This is a genomic window from Salmonella sp. SAL04202, assembly GCF_046550775.1.
Classification (GTDB): domain Bacteria; phylum Pseudomonadota; class Gammaproteobacteria; order Enterobacterales; family Enterobacteriaceae; genus Salmonella; species Salmonella enterica.
In genome coordinates this window covers 1,463,699-1,485,092 of the sequence record NZ_JBGDXK010000001.1, presented here as the reverse complement: position 1 = coordinate 1,485,092, position 21,394 = coordinate 1,463,699, and the positions used below count along the sequence as shown (strand labels likewise).

Sequence of the window (21,394 nt, the reverse complement as noted above, 5' to 3'; positions counted from 1 at the left end):
TCTGCAGATAAATGATGGCCTGATGGCGCTAATCTGGATGATGTATTATGAAATTGCAGCAGCTTCGTTACATTGTTGAAGTGGTTAATCATAACCTTAACGTCTCCTCTACCGCTGAGGGGTTGTATACTTCCCAGCCGGGGATCAGCAAGCAGGTTAGGATGCTGGAAGATGAGCTTGGCATCCAGATTTTCGCCCGCAGCGGTAAGCATCTGACTCAGGTGACGCCCGCAGGCCAGGAGATTATTCGTATTGCGCGTGAGGTGCTTTCCAAAGTCGATGCCATTAAGTCGGTCGCCGGCGAGCATACCTGGCCGGATAAAGGCTCGCTCTATATTGCCACTACCCATACTCAGGCGCGTTACGCATTGCCAGGCGTGATTAAAGGCTTCATCGAGCGTTACCCGCGCGTTTCGCTGCATATGCACCAGGGGTCGCCAACGCAGATTGCGGAAGCGGTATCGAAAGGGAACGCCGATTTCGCGATTGCCACGGAAGCGTTGCATTTATATGACGATCTGGTGATGTTGCCATGCTATCACTGGAACCGTTCGATAGTGGTGACGCCGGATCATCCATTGGCGGCAATGTCTTCCGTAACGATTGAAGCGCTGGCGCAGTATCCGCTGGTGACGTATACCTTCGGCTTTACCGGGCGTTCCGAACTGGATACCGCTTTTAATCGCGCAGGATTAACGCCGCGGATCGTCTTTACTGCAACCGATGCGGATGTGATTAAAACGTATGTCAGGTTGGGGCTGGGCGTTGGCGTCATTGCCAGCATGGCGGTCGATCCGCTTGCCGATCCTGATTTAGTGCGGATTGACGCGCACGATATTTTTAGCCACAGCACCACAAAAATTGGTTTTCGCCGTAGTACTTTTTTACGCAGCTATATGTATGATTTTATCCAGCGTTTTGCGCCGCATCTGACGCGTGATGTGGTGGATACGGCGGTGGCGTTGCGTTCTAATGAAGAAATTGAAGCGATGTTTCAGGATATAAAGTTGCCTGAAAAGTAATATCACCGTCGGTTTGCGCCGTAGTGGCATGGCAGACAAAGCCGCCTTTTGCAATATCCCTCTAAGTATTACGGGTAATGATCAGCAAAATAGTGTTGAATTACCCGTCCCGCCAGTTTCTTTTTCCAAATAGTTATCTTGAGTCAAAAGATTGATTTATTCACTGGCAACGATTCGTAAATTGACTGGATTTTTGACTAAAGTTTATTTAGGATTTGTCTCATCTGATGATTAATTGTACCGATTGTTTGGTGCTAAAATGATAAGTGATACCGATAGCATGAGGTTAGTAATGCCTTCTGAAAACCAGGAACCGCGCCGCGACCCTGAGCTCAAACGTAAAGCATGGTTGGCGGTTTTTGTGGGTTCTGCGTTGTTCTGGGTAGTGGTAGCGCTTGTTATCTGGCATTGGTGGGGCTAAGTGAGCATTACGTCGGAACGCGAGCGCGTGATCGCGCCCCCGATTCAATCTTGTGACGATGATAACACCCCGGATACGACCGTTTTTCGGTCTGTTCCGCAACACTGGACGCTCACACCGCAGCAGCGGGCATTTATTGATGCTTTTGCTGACGAGGTGTCACAAAAATAATATTCGTCTTTTTATTGGCGTTACTGTTTTATTAACGCTGTCTTATTACACCGCAGCAACCGTGTGCTGAGCGCTTCTCAGTATTGATTAAACACAGTTGGTGTCGCCTATGTTAACGTCAAATATAAAGTATTGGTCATGGACTGGCGCGTTTATATTATCGCTACTGTTCTGGGCCGAGTTAATCTGGATTGCCGTCTAATCTCGTCAAAGCCCGATAATGTGTTATTTATCGGGCTTTTTCATCTTCGCTTCTCGCCTGTTAGGTTTCTCCTCTTTTAGCAATTTGGGTTGTTATCAAAACGTTACATTTTGTTTGTGTTATCTTTAATACAACCCTGTGGAGAATCAGGGTAACGCAACCCTGTCATTTAAGGAGGAGCTATGTCGTCAACCCTACGAGAAGCCAGTAAGGATACATTGCAGGCCAAAGATAAAACGTATCATTACTACAGTCTGCCGCTGGCTGCCAAATCCCTGGGCGATATCGCCCGTTTGCCCAAATCACTTAAAGTGTTACTGGAAAACCTGTTGCGCTGGCAGGACGGCGAATCTGTGACTGATGAAGATATTCAGGCGCTGGCCGGTTGGCTTAAAAATGCCCATGCCGATCGTGAAATTGCCTGGCGGCCCGCCCGTGTCCTGATGCAGGACTTTACCGGCGTGCCTGCCGTTGTCGACCTGGCGGCGATGCGTGAAGCCGTTAAACGCCTTGGCGGCGATACGTCGAAAGTGAACCCGTTATCGCCGGTTGATCTGGTTATTGACCACTCTGTGACGGTCGATCATTTCGGCGATGACGATGCGTTTGAAGAAAACGTGCGGCTGGAAATGGAACGTAACCATGAGCGTTATATGTTCCTGAAATGGGGAAAGCAGGCATTCAGCCGTTTCAGCGTGGTGCCGCCCGGCACCGGCATTTGCCATCAGGTTAACCTGGAATACCTGGGTAAAGCCGTCTGGAGCGAATTACAGGACGGGGAGTGGATTGCTTACCCGGACTCGCTGGTGGGGACTGACTCCCATACGACCATGATTAATGGTCTGGGCGTATTGGGGTGGGGCGTGGGCGGTATCGAAGCGGAAGCGGCGATGCTTGGTCAGCCCGTGTCGATGCTTATCCCGGATGTCGTCGGCTTTAAGTTAACCGGTAAACTTCGGGAGGGAATCACCGCCACTGACCTGGTGCTAACCGTCACGCAAATGCTGCGTAAGCATGGCGTCGTGGGTAAATTTGTTGAATTTTATGGTGATGGTCTGGATTCGCTGCCGTTGGCGGATCGCGCGACCATCGCTAATATGTCGCCGGAATATGGCGCCACCTGTGGTTTCTTCCCCATTGACGCCATCACCCTGGAATATATGCGATTAAGCGGACGTAGCGACGATCTGGTCGAGCTGGTTGAAGCCTACGCGAAGGCGCAGGGAATGTGGCGTAATCCCGGAGACGAACCGGTATTTACCAGTACGCTGGAACTGGATATGGGCGATGTCGAGGCCAGCCTGGCCGGGCCGAAACGCCCGCAGGATCGCGTGGCGTTAGGCGATGTGCCGAAAGCCTTTGCCGCCAGCGCCGAGCTGGAGCTAAATACCGCGCAAAGAGATCGCCAGCCGGTTGACTATACGATGAACGGACAGCCATATCAGCTTCCGGATGGCGCTGTCGTCATTGCCGCCATCACCTCCTGCACGAATACCTCGAATCCCAGCGTGCTGATGGCGGCGGGATTACTGGCGAAAAAAGCAGTAACGCTGGGGTTGAAGCGTCAACCGTGGGTCAAGGCTTCTCTGGCGCCGGGGTCAAAAGTGGTATCTGACTATCTGGCGCAGGCCAAACTTACGCCTTATCTGGATGAACTCGGTTTTAACCTGGTCGGTTATGGCTGTACGACCTGTATCGGGAACTCCGGTCCGTTGCCGGAGCCTATTGAGACCGCGATTAAAAAAGGCGATCTGACGGTAGGGGCCGTGCTTTCCGGTAACCGAAATTTTGAAGGGCGTATCCATCCGCTGGTGAAAACGAACTGGCTGGCGTCGCCGCCGCTGGTGGTCGCGTATGCGCTGGCCGGAAACATGAATATTAACCTCGCGACAGACCCGCTGGGGTACGATCGTAAAGGCGATCCGGTATACCTGAAGGACATCTGGCCTTCAGCGCAGGAAATTGCCCGCGCCGTTGAACTGGTATCATCGGATATGTTCCGTAAAGAGTATGCGGAAGTGTTTGAGGGTACGGAAGAATGGAAATCGATTCAGGTTGAATCGTCCGATACCTACGGCTGGCAGTCGGATTCAACCTATATTCGCCTGTCGCCTTTCTTTGATGAAATGCAGGCCCAGCCTGCGCCAGTCAAAGATATCCACGGCGCGCGTATCCTGGCGATGCTGGGGGATTCGGTAACGACCGACCATATTTCTCCGGCCGGCAGTATCAAGCCGGACAGTCCCGCCGGACGCTATCTGCAAAACCACGGCGTTGAGCGGAAGGATTTTAACTCCTATGGATCACGGCGCGGCAACCATGAAGTGATGATGCGCGGTACGTTCGCCAATATTCGTATTCGCAACGAAATGCTGCCCGGCGTCGAAGGTGGGATGACGCGGCATTTGCCGGGTACGGAAGCGATGTCGATTTATGATGCCGCGATGCTCTACCAGCAGGAAAAAACGCCGCTGGCGGTGATTGCCGGGAAAGAGTATGGGTCGGGATCGAGCCGTGACTGGGCGGCAAAAGGTCCGCGGCTGTTAGGTATTCGCGTGGTGATCGCCGAGTCGTTCGAACGTATCCACCGCTCAAACCTGATTGGGATGGGGATCCTGCCGCTGGAGTTTCCACAGGGCGTAACGCGTAAAACGCTGGGACTGACCGGGGAAGAGGTGATTGATATCGCGGATCTGCAAAACCTGCGCCCTGGCGCGACCATTCCGGTGACGTTAACGAGAGCGGACGGCAGAAAAGAAACGGTGCCTTGTCGCTGTCGCATTGATACCGCCACCGAGCTGACTTACTACCAGAATGACGGCATATTGCACTATGTCATTAGAAATATGCTGAACTAAAGCCGTTTATCGGGCCTGCCGTAAACAGGCAGGCCCGCGCTTTAATACCGGTGGCTTATTTGCTTAGCAGGTGGCCCATTTTGGCCGCTTTAGTATCGAGATAATGCTCATTATTTGGATTACGACCCACAATGAGCGGAACTCGTTCCACGATATTAATTCCCGCCTCGGTCAGTATTTCGACTTTCTTCGGATTATTGGTCAGCAGGCGAACTTCATCCACGCCCAGTAATTTGAACATATCCGCGCACAGGGTGAAATCACGCTCATCGGCGGCAAAGCCGAGCTGATGATTGGCCTCCACCGTGTCATAGCCTTGATCCTGTAACGCATAAGCGCGAATTTTATTAAGCAGGCCGATATTGCGGCCTTCCTGACGGTGGTAAATCAGAATACCGCGTCCTTCTTCCGCAATATGCGTCAGCGCGGCTTCCAGTTGAAAACCACAATCACAGCGCAGACTAAAAAGCGCGTCCCCGGTAAGACATTCGGAATGAACGCGAGCCAAGACCGGCGTTTTACCTGAAATATCGCCAAAAACCAGCGCGGCATGGTCGTGTCCGGTTGCCAGTTCTTCAAATCCCACCATCAGAAAGTCACCCAATGGGGTTGGCAGTTTGGCTTCTGCCACACGTTTAAGCTGCATGTATTTCTCCAGATTATGCTGACGCCTGCGGTGTCGTCGCCTGTTGGCTTGTATCCCGCTATTTTGCCATAAGGCGGCGGTCATCACCTAATCACTACCACGTAATTGCTCAGGAATGGCACAAATTTGTCAATTTTCCAGTCCGGCGAGAATTTTCAGTTATGATTGTGATACTTACTTATAAAAGGAGCATCCATGCTTTCAATTGCGAAGCGCACCGCGGCAGGCGCCGCCCTGTTGCTTATCATGCCGCTTGCCGTATGGGTATCAGGCTGGCAGTGGCAGCCAGGACATCAGGTCTGGTGGCTAAAAACGCTATTCTGGATAACGGAAACCGTGACCAAACCCTGGGGCGTTATCACGCATGTGATTCTTTGTGGATGGTTCTTATGGTGCCTGCGATTTCGCCTGCGCGCCGCCATTATGCTGTTTGCGATTCTCGGTGGGGCGATTATCGTCGGGCAGGGCGTGAAGTCATGGGTAAAGGAGCGCGTACAGGAGCCGCGGCCATTTGTGGTCTGGCTTGAAAAAACGCACCATATTCCCGTCGATGAGTTCTACACTTTAAAGCGTACAGAACGCGGACATTTAGTGAAAGAGCAGTTGGCCGGGCAACAGAACATCCCCGTTTTCCTGCGTCAGCACTGGCAAAAAGAGACGGGCTTTGCGTTTCCCTCCGGACACACCATGTTTGCAGCGAGCTGGGCGCTTTTGGCCGTGGGTCTGTTATGGCCGCGCAGACGGACTTTCACCATCGCGTTTTTGTTAGTCTGGGCGACCGGCGTAATGGGCAGCCGTTTGCTTCTGGGAATGCACTGGCCGCGAGATTTAGTGGTCGCCACGCTCATCTCCTGGCTATTAGTTACCCTGGCGACCTGGCTGGCGCAGCGAATTTGCGGGCCGCTTATGCCGCCTCGTGAAGAAGCGCAAGAAATTGCTGAACGCGAGCAGGAAAGCTGACAACGGTTGATTTTCTGACTATTGCCCTTAAATCATCTGATGGCGGGCGCATTTCCATTTCGCGCGAGGCGGGAAAATGGTAATTTAGAAGGCTGGATGCGGTAAGTTGGACACGATTTATTCGCGCAAACCACATAACGGGAAGTAATGTGAAATATTTACTCATTTTCTTACTGGTATTGGCGATTTTTGTTATTTCGGTGACGCTGGGCGCGCAGAATGATCAACAGGTGACGTTTAACTACCTGCTGGCGCAAGGGGAGTATCGTATCTCCACGTTGCTTGCTGTGTTGTTCGCCGTCGGTTTTGCGATTGGCTGGCTGATTTGCGGCCTGTTCTGGCTGCGGGTCCGCGTTTCCCTTGCCCGCGCTGAACGTAAAATTAAACGACTGGAAAACAAGCTCTCGCCAGCAACCGACGTTGCGGTCCCTGCCGACTCGTCGGTTGTAAAGGAATAATCATTTATGTTGGAGTTGTTATTTCTGCTGTTGCCTGTAGCCGCTGCCTATGGGTGGTATATGGGTCGCAGAAGTGCGCAACAAACAAAACAGGATGAAGCTAACCGCCTGTCGCGCGATTATGTCGCAGGGGTTAACTTCCTGCTGAGTAACCAACAAGATAAAGCGGTGGATCTGTTCCTCGATATGCTTAAAGAGGATACCGGCACCGTTGAGGCTCATCTCACTCTCGGTAATCTGTTTCGCTCTCGCGGCGAAGTCGATCGCGCCATTCGTATTCATCAAACGCTTATGGAAAGCGCTTCATTGACCTATGAACAGCGTTTACTGGCTGTTCAGCAACTGGGGCGCGACTATATGGCCGCCGGTTTATATGACCGCGCGGAAGATATGTTTAACCAACTTACCGACGAAACGGAATTTCGCGTAGGCGCGTTACAGCAGCTTTTGCAAATCTATCAGCTAACCAGCGACTGGCAAAAGGCGATCGAAGTAGCAGAACGGCTGGTGAAACTGGGCAAAGATAAACAGCGTATCGAAATCGCCCATTTTTACTGTGAGTTAGCGTTACAGCAGATGGGCAACGACGACATGGATCGCGCGATGGCGTTGCTGAAAAAAGGTGCCGCCGCAGATAAAAATAGCGCCCGGGTGTCTATCATGATGGGGCGCGTTTATATGGCGAGAGGGGATTACGCCAAAGCGGTCGAAAGCTTGCAACGTGTGATCGTTCAGGATAAAGAGCTGGTCAGCGAAACGCTGGAGATGCTGCAAACCTGTTATCAACAGCTCGGTAAAAATGCCGAGTGGGCGGAGTTTTTACGCCGCGCCGTAGAGGAGAATACCGGTGCTGGCGCTGAGTTAATGCTTGCCGATATTCTGGAAGCGCGTGAAGGTAGTGACGCAGCTCAAGTCTATATCACGCGTCAGCTACAGCGACATCCTACCATGCGGGTGTTCCATAAGCTGATGGATTACCATCTCAATGAGGCGGAAGAAGGGCGAGCGAAAGAAAGCCTGATGGTACTGCGTGATATGGTTGGCGAGCAGGTGCGCAGTAAACCGCGGTATCGTTGTCAGAAATGCGGTTTTACCGCCTATACCTTGTACTGGCACTGTCCGTCCTGCCGGGCATGGTCGACCATTAAACCTATTCGCGGACTTGATGGGCAGTAGTATATAAAAAAAGCCTCACTTTAGTTACAACATACTTAATGACGTAAAGCTAGAAACGACGCTGGCATCGGCGACCAGGGCTTATCAGGTTGTCAATCGAACCTGTTAATTTCCCTGCGCCGCAGGTAGAATGCACGCCGTTTATCCAATTTGCGCCACTTCCGGTGCCCATCATCAAGAAGGTCTGGTCATGACGTTTACTGCTTCATCTTCTTCCTGCGCTATTACTGAATCGCCTGTCGTTGTGGCGTTGGATTACCATGAACGCGATAAAGCCCTGGCGTTTGTCGATAAAATCGATCCTCGCGATTGTCGCTTAAAAGTGGGCAAAGAGATGTTCACGCTGTTTGGTCCACAGCTCGTTCGGGATCTCCAGCAACGTGGGTTTGATGTCTTTCTTGATCTAAAATTTCATGATATTCCCAACACCACGGCCCGGGCGGTCGCCGCAGCGGCAGACCTGGGCGTCTGGATGGTAAACGTTCACGCGTCTGGCGGGGCGAGAATGATGGCCGCAGCGCGCGACGCGCTGGCGCCATTCGGTAAGGATGCGCCGTTACTCATTGCCGTGACCGTGTTGACCAGTATGGAAACCAGCGATCTGCGCGATCTTGGCGTGACGTTGTCACCGGCGGAGCATGCGGAGCGGCTGGCGCGCCTGACGCAGCAATGCGGGCTGGATGGCGTGGTCTGTTCCGCTCAGGAAGCGGTCAGATTTAAACAGGCCTTTGGCGCTGCATTTAAGCTGGTGACGCCGGGCATTCGGCCCGCAGGCAGCGAGGCAGGCGACCAGCGACGCATTATGACGCCCGAACAGGCATTATCCGCTGGCGTCGACTATATGGTGATTGGCCGCCCGGTTACGCAATCGGTAGATCCGGCGCAAACGCTGAAGGATATTAACGCGTCACTGAAACGGGAGGCATAATGAGCGATTCCAATAGTCGTCTGGTTTATTCAACACAGACGGGGCGCATTGAAGAACCTAAAACGGCGCCGGTTCGTCCCAAAGGGGATGGTATCGTTCGCATTCAGCGTCAAACCAGTGGCCGTAAGGGTAAAGGCGTATGTTTGATTACCGGTATCGAGATGAATGATGCGGAATTAACCAAACTGGCGGCTGAACTGAAGAAAAAATGCGGCTGTGGCGGGGCAGTAAAAGAAGGGATTATTGAAATTCAGGGTGATAAACGCGACTTGATAAAATCATTGCTGGAAGCTAAAGGAATGAAAGTAAAATTAGCTGGCGGCTAATGAAAACGCCACGGTTGTAAATTACCGTGGCGTAAAAGTCAACTTTGTCTATTTTTGTAATCCAGACCTGAAAAGAATAAACGTATTATTTTGAGCCGTTCAATATTTAAACGTCTGGATTATTTTCCAACCTGGTGACCAATCACGCCGCCGACCGCCGCGCCGCCCAGGGTGCCTAATGTACTGCCGTCCGTTAACACTGCGCCGCCTAACGCCCCCGCACCTGCGCCAATAGCCGTGTTGCGATCGCGCTTGGACCAGTTTGAGCAGGCGCTCAGAGACATTGCTACGGTGATTGCCAGCACAGCAGCGGCCATTTTTTTGCTCGTCATAAACATAATACTCTCTCCTGAATTAACGATTCACGGAATTAAGCTCACTATAACTATAGTTAAAATAAAACCTGTTAAGAGATTTTCCGTAAAACCTGATTGCGCAGGGGTATATCACGCAGGTGATAGTCACTTCCTGTTATTTCGCTAATATTAATTTTACGACGTTACGCTCGTTACAACAGGTAAATAGTCTTAATTGGGATGTCAGAAAAGTCTTAGAGAGAGGATGATTTGCCATAGGGCAAACCATCGGGAAATATTTTAAACGGATGAGCCAATAACATTGACTAGCAGCCCCGCATGTTCTAACTGCATTTGATCGCTGGCGGAAATTTTGGAATCCGTAATGACACGATGGAAGCGAGAGAGCGGGCCCAGGGGATAGGGATGCACACAGCCAAATTTGGAGCTGTCGGTGAGGACAATCGCTTCTGAGCCTTTTTCCAGAACAGCGTTAACCACATCCGATCGCATCATATCGCGTCCGGTAAAGCCGGTATCAGCCTGCCAGCCATCAATACCGATAAATGCTTTGCTGAAATGCACTTGATGGATAAACTGTCGCGTCAACGGCCCTACCATGCTTTCACTTTTTTTCTGATAGATTCCACCGAGGAGAATGACTTCGCAAGGGGTTTCTTTGAGCAGATGCGCGATATAACTGCTCACGGTGATGATCGTGACATCTTTTTGTTCCGCCAGCGTCCGGGCCAATAGCGCATTGCTACTGCCATTTTCAATAAAAACGGATTCCCCTGGACTGACCAGCGAGGCGGCGAACTCCGCCAGTCGGCGTTTTAGCGTGTAGTTCGTCATCATGCGAGTCTCTACGTCATCGCTCTCAAGCGAAACGGCGAAACCGTGCGCACGGCGTAAATAGCTCTGTTTTTCCAGGGTATTCAGATCCTGACGAATCGTGACTTCAGATACGCCGGTAATTTTCGCCAGTTCAGCAACGCTCATCTGGCCTTTATCAACCACCATTTGCAAAATTGATTGTTGTCGGGAGTTCATAGTATTAATTTTATACGTTAAGAGGAGTCAACAGACAGTCAGAGAGCCGGGAAGGGCTAACGGCCATCCCGGACAAATAATCGCTATCAGATTTCCCAGGGCGACCCGGGAGCCTGGGATGGCGAGATACCCTCTTTAACCTGATCTAACAGCTCTGCTCTCAATATTTCAAGGTTATTGATGGCCGAGTGGTAATCGCCAGCAACAAGGATATCCAGCACGGTATCAATGCGTGCGGCAATTCGTTGTGCTTCGATATCAGACATGTTTGTCATCCTTAATGTCAGAAAAGGTTTCAATTCATGATGCAGAAATTAATCTGAAAAGAGAAGGGAAAAATAGGGCTATGCCTGTCTGCACAGGCTGTTCTCCCTATTATCGCCGCCATTAACGCATTTTTTTCGTCTGATAACGTTTGTACCAGCGTTCAAAAGAAACGGCGGGCATAGGTTTAGCGAATAAAAAGCCCTGTCGTTCATTGACACCGTTTTTTGTCAGGAAGGCATCTTCTTTAGCATTTTCTACGCCTTCGGCAATCACTTGTAAATTTAGCGCCTGAGCCACCGCGACAATCGCCCGAACCAGAGATTGCGACAGCGGTTGCTTATGGATATCTCTGACGAAAGCCTGATCCAGTTTAACGGCATCAATAGGGAACCGTGCGAGTTGGGAAAGCGAAGAATACCCGGTGCCAAAATCATCCAGATGAATCTGAGCGCCGAGCTGACTAAATTGCTGGATAACCGATAGCGCCAGCGTGTCGTTTTCGATCAGGCAGCTTTCCGTTAGCTCGACATCGATCGGGCAATACTCAAAATTCAGATCGTACAAAGCCTGTTTAAGCGCAGTAAAAAGCGTCTGGTCGGCCAGTTGTCGCGCCGAAAAGTTAACGGCTACGCGCAAGTTAATCCCCTTATCGCGCCATCTCGCAATCTGGCGAACCACATCAAGAATCACCCAGCGGCCCAGCGGGACGATGAGTCCTGACTCTTCGGCATATGAGATGAACTCCAGCGGCGGAATTAATCCGCGTTCCGGCGATTGCCAGCGTACCAGCGCTTCCAGGCTACGTACTTCGCCGCGCCAGGTAATTTTGGGCTGATAGTGAATAAGTAACTGGTCGTTTTCCAGCGCTTTTCGCAGGTTTGTATCCAGCCAGTGATAGTCAAATACGCGCTGATTCATTTCCGGCGAAAAAACGCAGAACTGACCGCGGCCGCCTTCTTTGGCGTTATACATTGCGGTATCGGCAGTGCGAATGAGACTTTCGCTGTCCTGTCCGTGCCGGGGGGCCAACGAAATGCCAATGGCGCATCCCGTGTAAACTTCAATGAGTCCAATGCGAAACGGTTGTCGCAGACGGGTAAGGATTCGTGAGGCTACTGCTTCCAGCGCGGCCTGAGACGTATGGGCAGCGAGGATAATGAATTCATCTCCCCCCAGTCTGGCCAGCAATTGATCTTCCTCCAGACAACTCAACAGCGCCAGCGAAACGGCCTGTAAGAGCTGATCGCCAAACATATGCCCATAGGCGTCATTAATTTTCTTGAAGTTATCCAGATCGAGATAAACGATACCCACTTGCGACTCGCCAGCCGAGGCAATAGCATGATTAATAAATTCATGAATAGCATTGCGATTGGGCAGGCCGGTGACGGTGTCTGTATTCGCCAGTATGCGTAAACGCTCCTGAGCCCGCCTTTCTTCGGTGATATCCGTGCCTGCGCAGATCAGGAAAATTTCGTTTTTTCCGCTACCGTTATGGACGAATTTATTACGAAATAAGAACAGGCGTTGGCCTTTACGGGTCTTTATCCAGCGTTCGATTTCATAGGCATTGCCATTGCGAAAAAAATTCTCAATGTAGTGCCGGGAGGCAACCGCCTCCCGGCGACTCATAAATAATTTAAAGACGCTTTGACCAATTACATCTCGCTCTTTTAAGCCCGTGTACTCTTCGCATAACCGATTAAATCGACAGATTTTTCCCCGACTATCCAGTATCGCAATGACTGAGTTGGCTTCTGATACGATTTGCTCGGCAAAAGAGAGCTCCTGCGCCTGCGTTGGCGCGACGGCAGGCGTATCAGGCCAGGTTGCCAGGTTGCCAGCCCATTCACGGTTATTAATCTTACGGCCTACCAGGTGCACTGCGGTAACCTGTTTTTCTATCAACAACGTTATCAGCAGACTGGACGTAATCGCCGTTATTTCCCGGATACGCCCGGCTTGTTCCGGCGATAGCTCAACCGTTTTTTCTGCATCCGTTTCACCTGTCGGGGAGAGATACAGCACGTTGCGGTCATCAGCCAGACGCCAGTGAGAGTGAAGGGGATTTAGCGCCGTTTGTTCCTGAATCTGTTTCATCATGCGTACCATCCCATTTAAGCGCCAGGTGCCCGAAAAGAAAGGTTAGCCATGTTATAAATAAGGGTAATTATGGCTGAACGTATTGTTTTATCTATGTATTCATATGTAATCCAGATTCTGGAAAAAGCATAGTCGCCAGCTAAAAATAACAAGAAATGGGGCGCTTGAATAAGATTAAACTTAGAGCATGACGGAAGGGAGAAGAAGAAAAGAAACGGCCTTTGCCTTCTCAGCAAAGGCCGTTGAGCGAGCTCAACGTGGTTACGCTGCCGGTCGGGCAATAATGCTGCGGGTTTCCATGCGAACTTCCGCAATAGTGACATCAATGACATCCGTCACTTTATAAACCGTCTCACCTTTAATCTGTACCGTACCGTTTTCCTGGCTGCATACCAGTTCATCGCGAACGGCGTGCAGGAACGGGGCAGGGATAAAGGCGATAGCGCCGTTATCGACCAGTCGCACACGCATACCACCGCGGCTGACGTCAATAATTTCTGCCGCGAAACGGGTATTTGTCCCCGCCTTATCGTTAAGGAAGCGTGCATATAACCAGTCGCCGACATCGCGCTCCGCCATGCGGTTCAGGCGACGGCGTTCCGCCATTTGCTGGGTGATATCTTCCTGCGGACGCGCAATAGCCTCCCCCTTGATGACCGCTTTCAGCAGGCGATGGTTAATCATATCGCCATACTTACGGATGGGAGAGGTCCAGGTGGCATAAGCCTCAAGACCAAGACCGAAATGCGGCCCCGGCTCGGTGCTGATTTCCGCAAAAGACTGGAAGCGACGAATGCGGCTGTCAAGGAAACCGGAGGGCTGCGCATCCAGTTCGCGACGCAGTTTACAGAAGCCTTCCAGCGTCAGCACCTCTTCGGCATCGACATGCAGACCATGCGTTTTCAGCAGCGCGGCCAGCGCGTCGGCATTCGCGGGATCGAAGCCCGTATGTACGTTGTAAATACCGAAACCGAGCTTATCGCGCAGTACGCGCGCGGCGCAAAGGTTAGCGGCGATCATCGACTCTTCTACGATACGGTTAGCGATACGGCGCGGTTCCGCCACAATATCCAGTACTTCGCCTTTTTCGCCAAGCACAAAGCGGTAATCCGGGCGGTCTTTAAAGACTAACGCATGATGATGACGCCACTCACTGCGGCTTAGACAAATACGGTGCAACAGACGAATCTGCTGGGCAATGCTTTCGTTATCCGGCTGCCAGGTGCCGTTATTTTCCAGCCAGTCGGAGACATTGTCGTACGCCAGCTTGGCCTTCGATTCGATCGTGGCCGCAAAAAAGGCGATATCATCGTCAATGGTGCCGTCCGCGGCGATTATCATGCGACAGGCGAGCGCCGGACGCACTTCGTTGGCGCGCAGCGAACACAGATCGTCAGACAGCTCACGCGGCAGCATAGGAATATTGAAGCCCGGCAGGTAGTTGGTGAAGGCGCGAATTTTCGCTGTGTTATCCAGCTTACTGCCTTCGGCAATCCAGGCGGTAGGATCGGCGATAGCCACCGTAAGCTGGAGTCTGCCGTCCGCTAATTCCTCAGCATAAAGCGCGTCATCCATATCTTCAGTGCTGGCGCTATCGATAGTGACGAAATTCAGCGCGGTCAGATCCTGACGCTCCAGCCCTTCGTCAAGCATCTCCGTCGCTACGCCGTTCGGCGCTTCTTTTTCCAGGTTGTGGCGGGCAAGCGTAACCCACCAGGGAACAAAGTGATCGTCGGCAAAGGTGATGTACTGCGTTAAATCGGCGTAAAACGAACGGTCGCCTTTAAGCGGATGGCGGCGCATTTCGGCAACCGCCCAGTCACCTTCTTTGAACTCATGCTGAACGCCGCGCGCGGCGCGGCAGGGAATCGCGTCTTTCAGCAACGGATGATCCGGCACGATGGACAGGCGGTCATTTTTACCCTGAACTTTTCCCACAAAACGCGTCAGGAACGGTTCGATCAGTTCTTCCGGCTCGGCAGACTCACGTTCTTTTTCCGTGTGGATGACCGCGACGATACGATCGCCATGCATCACTTTTTTCATCTGCGGCGGAGGAATGAAATAGCTTTTTTGCGCGTCAACTTCAAGGAAGCCAAAGCCTTTTTCCGTGGCTTTTACGACCCCTTCAGCGCGCGGCGTCTGGGAATGCAGTTGCTGTTTAAGCTGCGCTAGCAGCGGGTTGTCCTGAAACATATTCGTCTATTTTCGTAGCCAAAAGAGCGGCTGACAGTTTTACGCGATTCTGCCTGGCGCAGCAAGCGCTCTTTCTGTAATGGATGAGTTAATAGGTTTCGCCCAACGCGATTTTTAAACGATTTAACCATCCGCACACGCCGCACCAGCCTAACATATTAATGGCCTGCTCCGATGAAACTCCCCTGGTGAGTAGCGGGAAAAAATGCGCGGCGCTAAAGCGATCGGGCGCTCTGGTGAGCCATTGTATCGCCTGTGTCAGTGCAGGCTCAAGTTCCCAACGAGCGATGTCGTCGTCTTCCTGGCGTAACGTGATGACAGCGCGACGCCACGCGCCAGGTTGGGTTGCCTGTTCGTTAAAGCAGGCGGCGCTGCCGTTGATACGTGATGTGAGGAGCGTGATAAGTGGAAGTAAAGAAGGGAGCGACGCAGTGTGTAATGTGCTGGTCAGTATGCGTTCGAGTAACGCGAATGAAGACGGATCGCGCATGAGTACCGGCGCCATCATTTGGCATTGTGAAGACGAATATTGCCGCCGAACTTTGGTATGGGCTGGAGGATATTCTACCAGACTGGCGGCGGGCCGCCATATCGTCTGGGGGTTTTGAAACCGCGCGGCCCTGGCAAAGCGCTGCATCTCCTGGCCGGGCAGTTCGCGCACGGGCAGACGGCAAAACGCCTGAAATATCGCCGCTACCCGCGCCTGAAAACCGATAAACCCAATGATCTGATTGATGAGTACGGTATCCCGGGCGGTTAATCCCACCTCTGCAAGCTGTTCGCGGGCTCGCGTATTGATAACGGAGGGGGAGCCGGCAAGTTGACGAGCGTATTGCGTAATTTGCGCCAGCCGTTGATTGCTCTCTCTTGAGGCGTCAGGGCCAGGTAGCGGCGCCAGACGCGCGGCATAATAGCGGCACAAACGCTGAACCCCAAATACCTGAGCGGCGGTCAGCGCGGTGCTCATACGTTCATAGGCGCTAAACGTATGAAGCCGGTCGTTGAGAACCGTGCGGGGAAATAAGACATCCGCCAACTGGCGAGCGGGCTTTAACCATGACTCAAAAGGCGTCAACGCGGTTTCTGCTACCGTTAAATCCAGTAAAAAACGATCGTTAACATACGCGGCTTCCGGCATTAGCGAAAGCGGGGTTTGTGACGACATAGTGGATTGTGTTTCATGATACCAGTGGCTTTTACCCGCTTTTCGGCATTGTTCCATAGGGTTTCCCGAGGATGAAATGGCGATCGATAATGATTCGGCGTCGGATCGTTTATGCTGGATTATCCTGGCGTATGCGGGAAAGGGATGAAAGATTGTTAGGTGATAACAAATATCAGAACGCTATATAACGAGATGAGTGGTGAGTGAGGGGAATGGGGCAACACAGCCGTGCCGCCCGCTAATAAACTTAATGCGCTTACTTCAGTTCCAGTTCATTCATTGCCGCAATGCTGAACCCGCCGTCAACATGGACGACTTCGCCAGAAATGCCTGCCGAGAGATCGGAGCACAGAAACGCCGCTGAGTTACCCACATCTTCAATGGTCACGGTGCGACGAATTGGCGTAACTGCTTCACAATGCGCCAGCATTTTACGGAAGTCTTTAATACCGGACGCCGCCAGCGTGCGGATTGGACCCGCAGAGATAGCGTTGACGCGAACGCCTTCCGGCCCCATTGCATTTGCCATATAACGCACGTTGGCTTCCAGAGAGGCTTTCGCCAGACCCATGACATTGTAGTTCGGGATGGCGCGCTCCGCTCCCAGATAAGACAAGGTCAACAGCGCAGAACCCGGATTCAGCATGGTGCGGCAGGCTTTCGCCATGGCAACAAAGCTGTAAGAGCTAATATCGTGAGCGATTTTAAAGCCTTCGCGGGTAACCGCATTAACATAATCGCCGTCCAGCTGATCGCCAGGCGCGAAACCAATCGAGTGTACGAAACCGTCAAATTTCGGCCAAACGTTACCCAGCTCTGCAAACATAGCGTCAATGCTGGCATCTTCAGCGACATCACACGGTAAAACGATGCTGGAACCCAGCTGGGCAGCAAATTCTTCTACGCGGCCTTTCAGTTTGTCGTTCTGGTAGGTGAACGCCAGTTCAGCTCCTTCGCGGTGCATCGCCTGTGCGATACCGTAGGCGATGGACAGTTTACTGGCCACGCCAGTGACCAGAATGCGCTTACCGGAAAGAAAACCCATAGCTTTAATCCTTATAGTCATTGCTTATTTTTTGCTTTTACGAACAATGGTTAACAGCAACTTTTCAACATTATTCGAAATTAGTCTGAAATTATATCCCACTCTTGGCCCCGTGTGTCACGCTATTTTTCCGCCGCTATCTCCGGCAGGTGACGTTCTAAAACCACACGGTAACGAAGTCCCTGAAGATTTTGAGCACTCCCCAGGGCCAAACTGGCAAATCAAAGAGTCTAATGGGACAGGCCCTACGGTGCAGTATACCAGCTGGTGTAAGGTTCGCCTCATCCAACCAGAGACACCGGGACGGATAGCAAGTACGATAGCGATGCGCCTTCCACCAGACAAATAAAGGTTCTGTAGGAAGCCTGAATATTCATCCGAATGGTTTACCTCACCTATTAGCGATGTTATATACCCTTCATACTTCAAGTTGCTTATGTGTTGGCTACACTCGCTCACCCCAGTCACATAGTTATCTATGCTCCTGGGGACTCACTCCCTTGCCGCCTGTAAGCAACTCGAATTATTTTGGGTATAGACATGTAATTTTAACCAGCAAATGCTTAACAAAAATAATTTCTTTTTTAGGCGCTGTAAGTTTTCTCTATTTATTGATGCAGAGTAATACTGGATATGAAAAATTTTGGAAATCAGGTGATTACAGTAGTTACAAATCAGGTTTTTATATGTTTGCATGTATATTATAATAAATTTTCAGAGGATGAGACATATGCCGTTTACATTTCATATCGGAAATCATAGTTGTCAGATATCAGAAAAGCATTTAAGAGATATCATCGATAATAAAAGAGAGCATGTTTTTTCAACGTATGAGAAATTCATAGATTTTTTCAGGAATATATTTACCAGGCGAAGTTTAATTTCTGATTATAAAGAGATATATAATCTACTGTGCCAAAAAAACGAGCGTCCCGATATTACGAAGCCTTTCTCGCTACGACCATTTTCGAGGCGAGATGAAGACTGTACACGATGGCGCCCCCTTCTTGGATATATTAAACTTATTGATGCCTCCAGACCTGAAACAAGAGATAAATACACTGTAGAAGTATTAGCGTATCAAGAAAATATGTTACTACTACAGATGTTTTACGATGGAGTATTAGTGACCGAGACGGAGTGTTCTGAACATTGCGTCGATTTTTTAAAAGAAACGATGTTTAATTATAATAACGGGGAAATTACGCTTGCCGCTTTGGATAATGATCACCTGACGCCGAGCGAAGCAGGTAGTAATGGAGTCTATGAGGCTTTTGAGCATCGTTTGATAGACTTCCTGACCACGCCCGCCACGGCGTCTGGTGATGAGAGCTGCGCTACTGATCAGACGGATGCATCACAACCAGCGGCAATAGAGGCGTTTATTAACTCGCCGGAGTTTCAGAAAAATATTCGCATGCGTGATATTGAAAAAAATAAAATAGGTAGCGGAAGTTATGGGACAGTCTATCTGTTAAATGAAGACTTTGTTGTTAAAATTCCAATTAATGAGCGGGGAATAAAAGTGGATGTTAACTCTCCGGAGCATCGTAATTGTCATCCTGATCGTGTCAGTAAGTATTTGAATATGGCCAATGGCGACAAGAATTTTTCTCGTTCGGCCTCCATGAATATTAATGGTAAAGACGTTACGGTTTTAGTTTCAAAATATATTCAAGGTCAGGAGTTCGATATTGGAGATGAAGATAACTATCGAATGGCGGAGGCGCTTCTTGAATCCCGGGGGGTTTATATGCATGATATAGATAACTTAGGTAATATTCTGGTTAAAGGAGGGGATCTTTTCTTTGTGGATGGCGATCAAATCGTGCTGTCACAAGAATCCCGGCAACAGCGAAGCGTTTCTCTTGCAACAAGGCAACTGGAAGAGCAAATTAAGACCCATCACCTGATAAAATTAAAGCGGGCCGAGACCGAAGAAAATACTGAAGATATTGAATATTATAAGTCACTTATTGCGGATCTTGATGCGTTAATCGGAGAGGAAGAACAGACACCTGCGCCAGGAAGACGTTTTAAACTAGCCGCGCCTGAGGAAGGGACTCTTGTGGCTAAGGTATTAAAGAATGAATTAAAAAAATAGCATTTAGTTCAGTTCTTTTCTGCGAATCGCCGGGGGCTCATTCGCTACAGATTTGCCGATCAATTATTGAGAGTTGCTATTCGCTTAAAGGTCGTTCGGGGGATCTGGACAGCCTGTAGCGGAGATGCAACTCGCCATTAGGGTTGGCGATGCCGCGCTGCCATAGTGGGTGAAATGCCTCGCAATGGTGCAACAACATTAACTCGCCTTGATTTTTCCCCTCTGCCTGACAAGAAAAACTTGGCTTTACGGATGGTCTCATGCCGTCGTATTAGCGTTGTTCGGCGTAGTATGTAAATTTCCTTATAGCAATAGAAGAACATTCTCAAAACATAAAATTAGCAAGTTATCATGAAGTTAACATATATTGTTTTTTTCGATCATTTTTTATATATTGATCGTTTTTATTGATTGATTTGCGTTAAAAGCGCATTATCAGGGAGTTAAGATCAAGTGGAGTGGTCACATGCGCTATTTTTTTATGGCAGAGCCGATAAGGGCAATGGAGGGGGATTTACTGGGTGTCGAAATCACTACCCATTTTGCATCGTCGCCCGCTCGTCCGCTACACCCTGAGTTTGTTATCTCGTCATGGGACAATTCGCAGAAGCGCCGTTTTCTGCTTGATCTGTTGCGGACAATCGCGGCCAAACATGGCTGGTTTCTACGCCACGGCCTGTTCTGTATCATAAATATCGATCGGGGTATGGCGCAGTTTGTCCTTCAGGACAAAGATATTCGCGCATTACTACACGCCATGCTATTTGTGGAGCTGCAGGTCGCTGAACATTTTTCATGTCAAGATAACGCCTTAATCGATCCTTTAATACACGCGCTTCATAAGCAACCTAATCCATTATGGCTGGGCGACCTGGGCGTAGGGAACGCAACCGCTGCGCCATTAGTTTGCGGGTGTTTTAGCGGCGTAAAACTTGACCGCAGCTTTTTTGTCTCACAAATTGAAAAAATGACGTTTCCGCTGCTCGTCAAACATATCCGGCATTATTGTGACAAGATTGTGGTGGGTGGTCAGGAAAACACACGCTATTTGCCGGTGTTAAAAACGGCAGGCATTTGGGCAACCCAGGGCACGTTATTTCCTTCCGTTGCGTTAGAAGAGGTTGAAACATTGCTGTTGGGCAGTCGCATGAACACCCTCAGAGAATCGAACTGAGGGTATTTGTTTCGCTTAGCGATCCTTTCGCCATGCGTCAGCGGTCAGCGCCTCGCCAAAATGGCCTGCGATTAAACGGCGGGTAAGCTCATGTAGCGGAGAGGCGAGCACATCGGCGGTGCTGCCGCGTTCAACCACTTCCCCCTGATGCATCACTAATACCTGATCGCTAATATGTTTCATCATGCCGATATGCTGCGTGACATAGATATAGGAGATGCCTTGTTTTTCCTGCAATTCAAGCATCAGATTGATGAGCTGCGAGCGCATGGACATATCAAGCGAAGCCAGCGCTTCGTCCGCGATAATGACTTTAGGGCGTAAAATCAGCGCGCGGGCCAAGCCCAGACGCTGTTTCTGCCCCGGCGCCAGCATATGCGGGTAGTAGCTCACGTGATCGGGCAATAGCCCCACCATACGCATCGTCTCGACAATCTGTTTGCGCCGCTGTTCCGGCTCCAGATCGGTATTAAGGCGCAGGGGGAAGTCAAGGATCTGCGAAATACGTTGACGTGGATTCAGTGACGTTGAGGGGTCCTGAAAAATCATTCGAATACGTTGGCTTCGAAATGAATAGTCGCCGTAATGCAGGGGATGATCGTCAATAAGAAGCTCGCCGCTGGTGGGTTCAATCATGCCGGCCAGCATCTTTGCCAGCGTGGATTTGCCGGAACCGTTTTCGCCGATAATGGCCAGAGTCTGACGCTCACGAAGCGTAAAGCTTAATGGTTTCACGGCGTCGACGGTCTGGCGGCGAAACCATCCTGTCCGGTAGCGAAAGGTTTTACTCAGGTTGCGCACTTCAAGCAGAGTTTCCACCATA

At 50.5% G+C, this 21,394-nt stretch carries 21 protein-coding genes and 1 pseudogene; 11 read left to right on the top strand and 11 right to left on the bottom strand.

Going from position 1 to position 21,394, the window contains the following annotated elements; translation table 11 throughout:
- Positions 1 to 47: 47 nt before the first annotated feature.
- From cysB to acnA, 4 genes are all read left to right on the top strand, one after another.
- Positions 48 to 1,022 (top strand): HTH-type transcriptional regulator CysB, encoded by a 975-nt coding sequence (gene cysB, locus ACLJQJ_RS07385; RefSeq protein ID WP_023232099.1) that lies wholly within the window; start codon positions 48 to 50, stop codon positions 1,020 to 1,022.
- Positions 1,023 to 1,302: 280 nt separating this feature from the next.
- On the top strand, positions 1,303 to 1,443 hold the full coding sequence (locus ACLJQJ_RS07380; RefSeq protein WP_213083417.1) for a YmiA family putative membrane protein: 141 nt from the start codon (positions 1,303 to 1,305) through the stop codon (positions 1,441 to 1,443).
- A 280-nt stretch (positions 1,444 to 1,723) separates the two neighbouring features.
- Positions 1,724 to 1,816 (top strand): small membrane protein YmiC, encoded by a 93-nt coding sequence (gene ymiC / locus ACLJQJ_RS07375; RefSeq protein ID WP_223148964.1) that lies wholly within the window; start codon positions 1,724 to 1,726, stop codon positions 1,814 to 1,816.
- A gap of 182 nt (positions 1,817 to 1,998) precedes the next feature.
- Entirely contained in the window at positions 1,999 to 4,674 is a 2,676-nt protein-coding gene (acnA, locus tag ACLJQJ_RS07370) for an aconitate hydratase AcnA (protein WP_063809292.1), read from the top strand.
- Between the two features lie 55 nt (positions 4,675 to 4,729).
- Here the strand turns inward: acnA and ribA are convergent, their stop codons facing one another.
- Entirely contained in the window at positions 4,730 to 5,320 is a 591-nt protein-coding gene (ribA, locus tag ACLJQJ_RS07365; protein WP_001176284.1) for a GTP cyclohydrolase II, read from the bottom strand.
- Positions 5,321 to 5,515: 195 nt separating this feature from the next.
- On the opposite strand from ribA, the gene pgpB reads away from it, so the two are divergent.
- The 5 genes from pgpB (at position 5,516) to yciH (ending at position 9,168) form a co-directional block, all read left to right on the top strand.
- Positions 5,516 to 6,280 (top strand): phosphatidylglycerophosphatase B, encoded by a 765-nt coding sequence (gene pgpB, locus ACLJQJ_RS07360; protein ID WP_000948636.1) that lies wholly within the window; start codon positions 5,516 to 5,518, stop codon positions 6,278 to 6,280.
- A gap of 149 nt (positions 6,281 to 6,429) precedes the next feature.
- Entirely contained in the window at positions 6,430 to 6,738 is a 309-nt protein-coding gene (locus tag ACLJQJ_RS07355) for a LapA family protein (RefSeq protein WP_000876301.1), read from the top strand.
- Positions 6,739 to 6,744: 6 nt separating this feature from the next.
- Complete coding sequence (lapB, locus tag ACLJQJ_RS07350) at positions 6,745 to 7,914, top strand: lipopolysaccharide assembly protein LapB (protein ID WP_000891378.1); 1,170 nt, start codon at positions 6,745 to 6,747, stop codon at positions 7,912 to 7,914.
- 190 nt (positions 7,915 to 8,104) lie between these two features.
- Positions 8,105 to 8,842, top strand: a complete 738-nt coding sequence (gene pyrF / locus ACLJQJ_RS07345; RefSeq protein WP_001537903.1) for an orotidine-5'-phosphate decarboxylase — start codon at positions 8,105 to 8,107, stop codon at positions 8,840 to 8,842.
- Positions 8,842 to 9,168, top strand: a complete 327-nt coding sequence (gene yciH, locus ACLJQJ_RS07340) for a stress response translation initiation inhibitor YciH (protein ID WP_001285199.1) — start codon at positions 8,842 to 8,844, stop codon at positions 9,166 to 9,168. The genes pyrF and yciH overlap by 1 nt, the downstream gene beginning before the upstream one ends.
- A 119-nt stretch (positions 9,169 to 9,287) precedes the next feature.
- On the opposite strand, the gene osmB is transcribed toward yciH, so the two are convergent.
- The 9 genes and pseudogenes from osmB to ACLJQJ_RS07295 all read right to left on the bottom strand — a co-directional run bounded on the left by osmB (position 9,288) and on the right by ACLJQJ_RS07295 (position 17,989).
- Positions 9,288 to 9,506, bottom strand: coding sequence for an osmotically-inducible lipoprotein OsmB (osmB, locus tag ACLJQJ_RS07335; protein ID WP_000481166.1), 219 nt, complete (start codon positions 9,504 to 9,506; stop codon positions 9,288 to 9,290).
- Positions 9,507 to 9,764: 258 nt separating this feature from the next.
- Positions 9,765 to 10,517, bottom strand: coding sequence for a DNA-binding transcriptional regulator YciT (locus ACLJQJ_RS07330; protein WP_001088593.1), 753 nt, complete (start codon positions 10,515 to 10,517; stop codon positions 9,765 to 9,767).
- Between the two features lie 86 nt (positions 10,518 to 10,603).
- On the bottom strand, positions 10,604 to 10,783 hold the full coding sequence (locus ACLJQJ_RS07325) for a hypothetical protein (RefSeq protein WP_063809291.1): 180 nt from the start codon (positions 10,781 to 10,783) through the stop codon (positions 10,604 to 10,606).
- Between the two features lie 121 nt (positions 10,784 to 10,904).
- Positions 10,905 to 12,887 carry a cyclic di-GMP phosphodiesterase gene (gene pdeR, locus ACLJQJ_RS07320; RefSeq protein WP_077950949.1) on the bottom strand — a complete coding sequence of 661 codons (1,983 nt, stop codon included), beginning with the start codon at positions 12,885 to 12,887 and terminating at the stop codon, positions 10,905 to 10,907.
- Positions 12,888 to 13,148: 261 nt separating this feature from the next.
- Positions 13,149 to 15,083: an exoribonuclease II gene (locus tag ACLJQJ_RS07315; protein ID WP_063809289.1), complete on the bottom strand. Its 1,935-nt coding sequence runs from the start codon at positions 15,081 to 15,083 to the stop codon at positions 13,149 to 13,151.
- Between the two features lie 244 nt (positions 15,084 to 15,327).
- Positions 15,328 to 16,305: pseudogene (locus tag ACLJQJ_RS07310) on the bottom strand (CMD domain-containing protein); the annotation flags it as partial.
- Positions 16,306 to 16,504: 199 nt separating this feature from the next.
- Complete coding sequence (gene fabI / locus ACLJQJ_RS07305) at positions 16,505 to 17,293, bottom strand: enoyl-ACP reductase FabI (protein WP_000506501.1); 789 nt, start codon at positions 17,291 to 17,293, stop codon at positions 16,505 to 16,507.
- Between the two features lie 117 nt (positions 17,294 to 17,410).
- A complete protein-coding gene (locus ACLJQJ_RS07300; RefSeq protein ID WP_033903593.1) occupies positions 17,411 to 17,704 on the bottom strand; it encodes a hypothetical protein in 294 nt (97 codons plus the stop codon).
- A gap of 81 nt (positions 17,705 to 17,785) precedes the next feature.
- On the bottom strand, positions 17,786 to 17,989 hold the full coding sequence (locus ACLJQJ_RS07295) for a hypothetical protein (RefSeq protein ID WP_001518100.1): 204 nt from the start codon (positions 17,987 to 17,989) through the stop codon (positions 17,786 to 17,788).
- Between the two features lie 34 nt (positions 17,990 to 18,023).
- Between ACLJQJ_RS07295 and steC the strand changes: the two genes are divergently transcribed.
- Together steC and ACLJQJ_RS07285 are read left to right on the top strand one after the other, a co-directional pair.
- Positions 18,024 to 19,397 (top strand): SPI-2 type III secretion system effector kinase SteC, encoded by a 1,374-nt coding sequence (gene steC, locus ACLJQJ_RS07290; RefSeq protein ID WP_063809287.1) that lies wholly within the window; start codon positions 18,024 to 18,026, stop codon positions 19,395 to 19,397.
- A 466-nt stretch (positions 19,398 to 19,863) separates the two neighbouring features.
- Positions 19,864 to 20,571, top strand: a complete 708-nt coding sequence (locus tag ACLJQJ_RS07285; protein ID WP_063809286.1) for an EAL domain-containing protein — start codon at positions 19,864 to 19,866, stop codon at positions 20,569 to 20,571.
- Between the two features lie 15 nt (positions 20,572 to 20,586).
- Here ACLJQJ_RS07285 and sapF read toward each other — a convergent pair whose 3' ends face one another.
- The gene (sapF, locus tag ACLJQJ_RS07280) at positions 20,587 to 21,393 is read right to left on the bottom strand and encodes a peptide ABC transporter ATP-binding protein SapF (RefSeq protein WP_000230462.1); all 807 of its coding nucleotides are present in this window, start codon (positions 21,391 to 21,393) and stop codon (positions 20,587 to 20,589) included.
- Between the last annotated feature and the right edge of the window lies 1 nt (position 21,394).

Coding starts and splice junctions, on each gene's coding strand:
- sapF (WP_000230462.1), bottom strand. CDS start 21,393: ATGGTGGAAACTCTGCTTGAAGTGCGCAACCTGAGTAAAACCTTTCGC.
- pgpB (WP_000948636.1), top strand. CDS start 5,516: ATGCTTTCAATTGCGAAGCGCACCGCGGCAGGCGCCGCCCTGTTGCTT.
- ACLJQJ_RS07380 (WP_213083417.1), top strand. CDS start 1,303: ATGAGGTTAGTAATGCCTTCTGAAAACCAGGAACCGCGCCGCGACCCT.
- pdeR (WP_077950949.1), bottom strand. CDS start 12,887: ATGATGAAACAGATTCAGGAACAAACGGCGCTAAATCCCCTTCACTCT.
- ACLJQJ_RS07285 (WP_063809286.1), top strand. CDS start 19,864: ATGCGCTATTTTTTTATGGCAGAGCCGATAAGGGCAATGGAGGGGGAT.
- ribA (WP_001176284.1), bottom strand. CDS start 5,320: ATGCAGCTTAAACGTGTGGCAGAAGCCAAACTGCCAACCCCATTGGGT.
- ACLJQJ_RS07315 (WP_063809289.1), bottom strand. CDS start 15,083: ATGTTTCAGGACAACCCGCTGCTAGCGCAGCTTAAACAGCAACTGCAT.
- ymiC (WP_223148964.1), top strand. CDS start 1,724: ATGTTAACGTCAAATATAAAGTATTGGTCATGGACTGGCGCGTTTATA.
- steC (WP_063809287.1), top strand. CDS start 18,024: ATGCCGTTTACATTTCATATCGGAAATCATAGTTGTCAGATATCAGAA.
- yciH (WP_001285199.1), top strand. CDS start 8,842: ATGAGCGATTCCAATAGTCGTCTGGTTTATTCAACACAGACGGGGCGC.
- cysB (WP_023232099.1), top strand. CDS start 48: ATGAAATTGCAGCAGCTTCGTTACATTGTTGAAGTGGTTAATCATAAC.
- acnA (WP_063809292.1), top strand. CDS start 1,999: ATGTCGTCAACCCTACGAGAAGCCAGTAAGGATACATTGCAGGCCAAA.
- lapB (WP_000891378.1), top strand. CDS start 6,745: ATGTTGGAGTTGTTATTTCTGCTGTTGCCTGTAGCCGCTGCCTATGGG.
- ACLJQJ_RS07325 (WP_063809291.1), bottom strand. CDS start 10,783: ATGTCTGATATCGAAGCACAACGAATTGCCGCACGCATTGATACCGTG.
- osmB (WP_000481166.1), bottom strand. CDS start 9,506: ATGTTTATGACGAGCAAAAAAATGGCCGCTGCTGTGCTGGCAATCACC.
- fabI (WP_000506501.1), bottom strand. CDS start 17,293: ATGGGTTTTCTTTCCGGTAAGCGCATTCTGGTCACTGGCGTGGCCAGT.
- ACLJQJ_RS07330 (WP_001088593.1), bottom strand. CDS start 10,517: ATGAACTCCCGACAACAATCAATTTTGCAAATGGTGGTTGATAAAGGC.
- pyrF (WP_001537903.1), top strand. CDS start 8,105: ATGACGTTTACTGCTTCATCTTCTTCCTGCGCTATTACTGAATCGCCT.
- ACLJQJ_RS07295 (WP_001518100.1), bottom strand. CDS start 17,989: ATGCAAACATATAAAAACCTGATTTGTAACTACTGTAATCACCTGATT.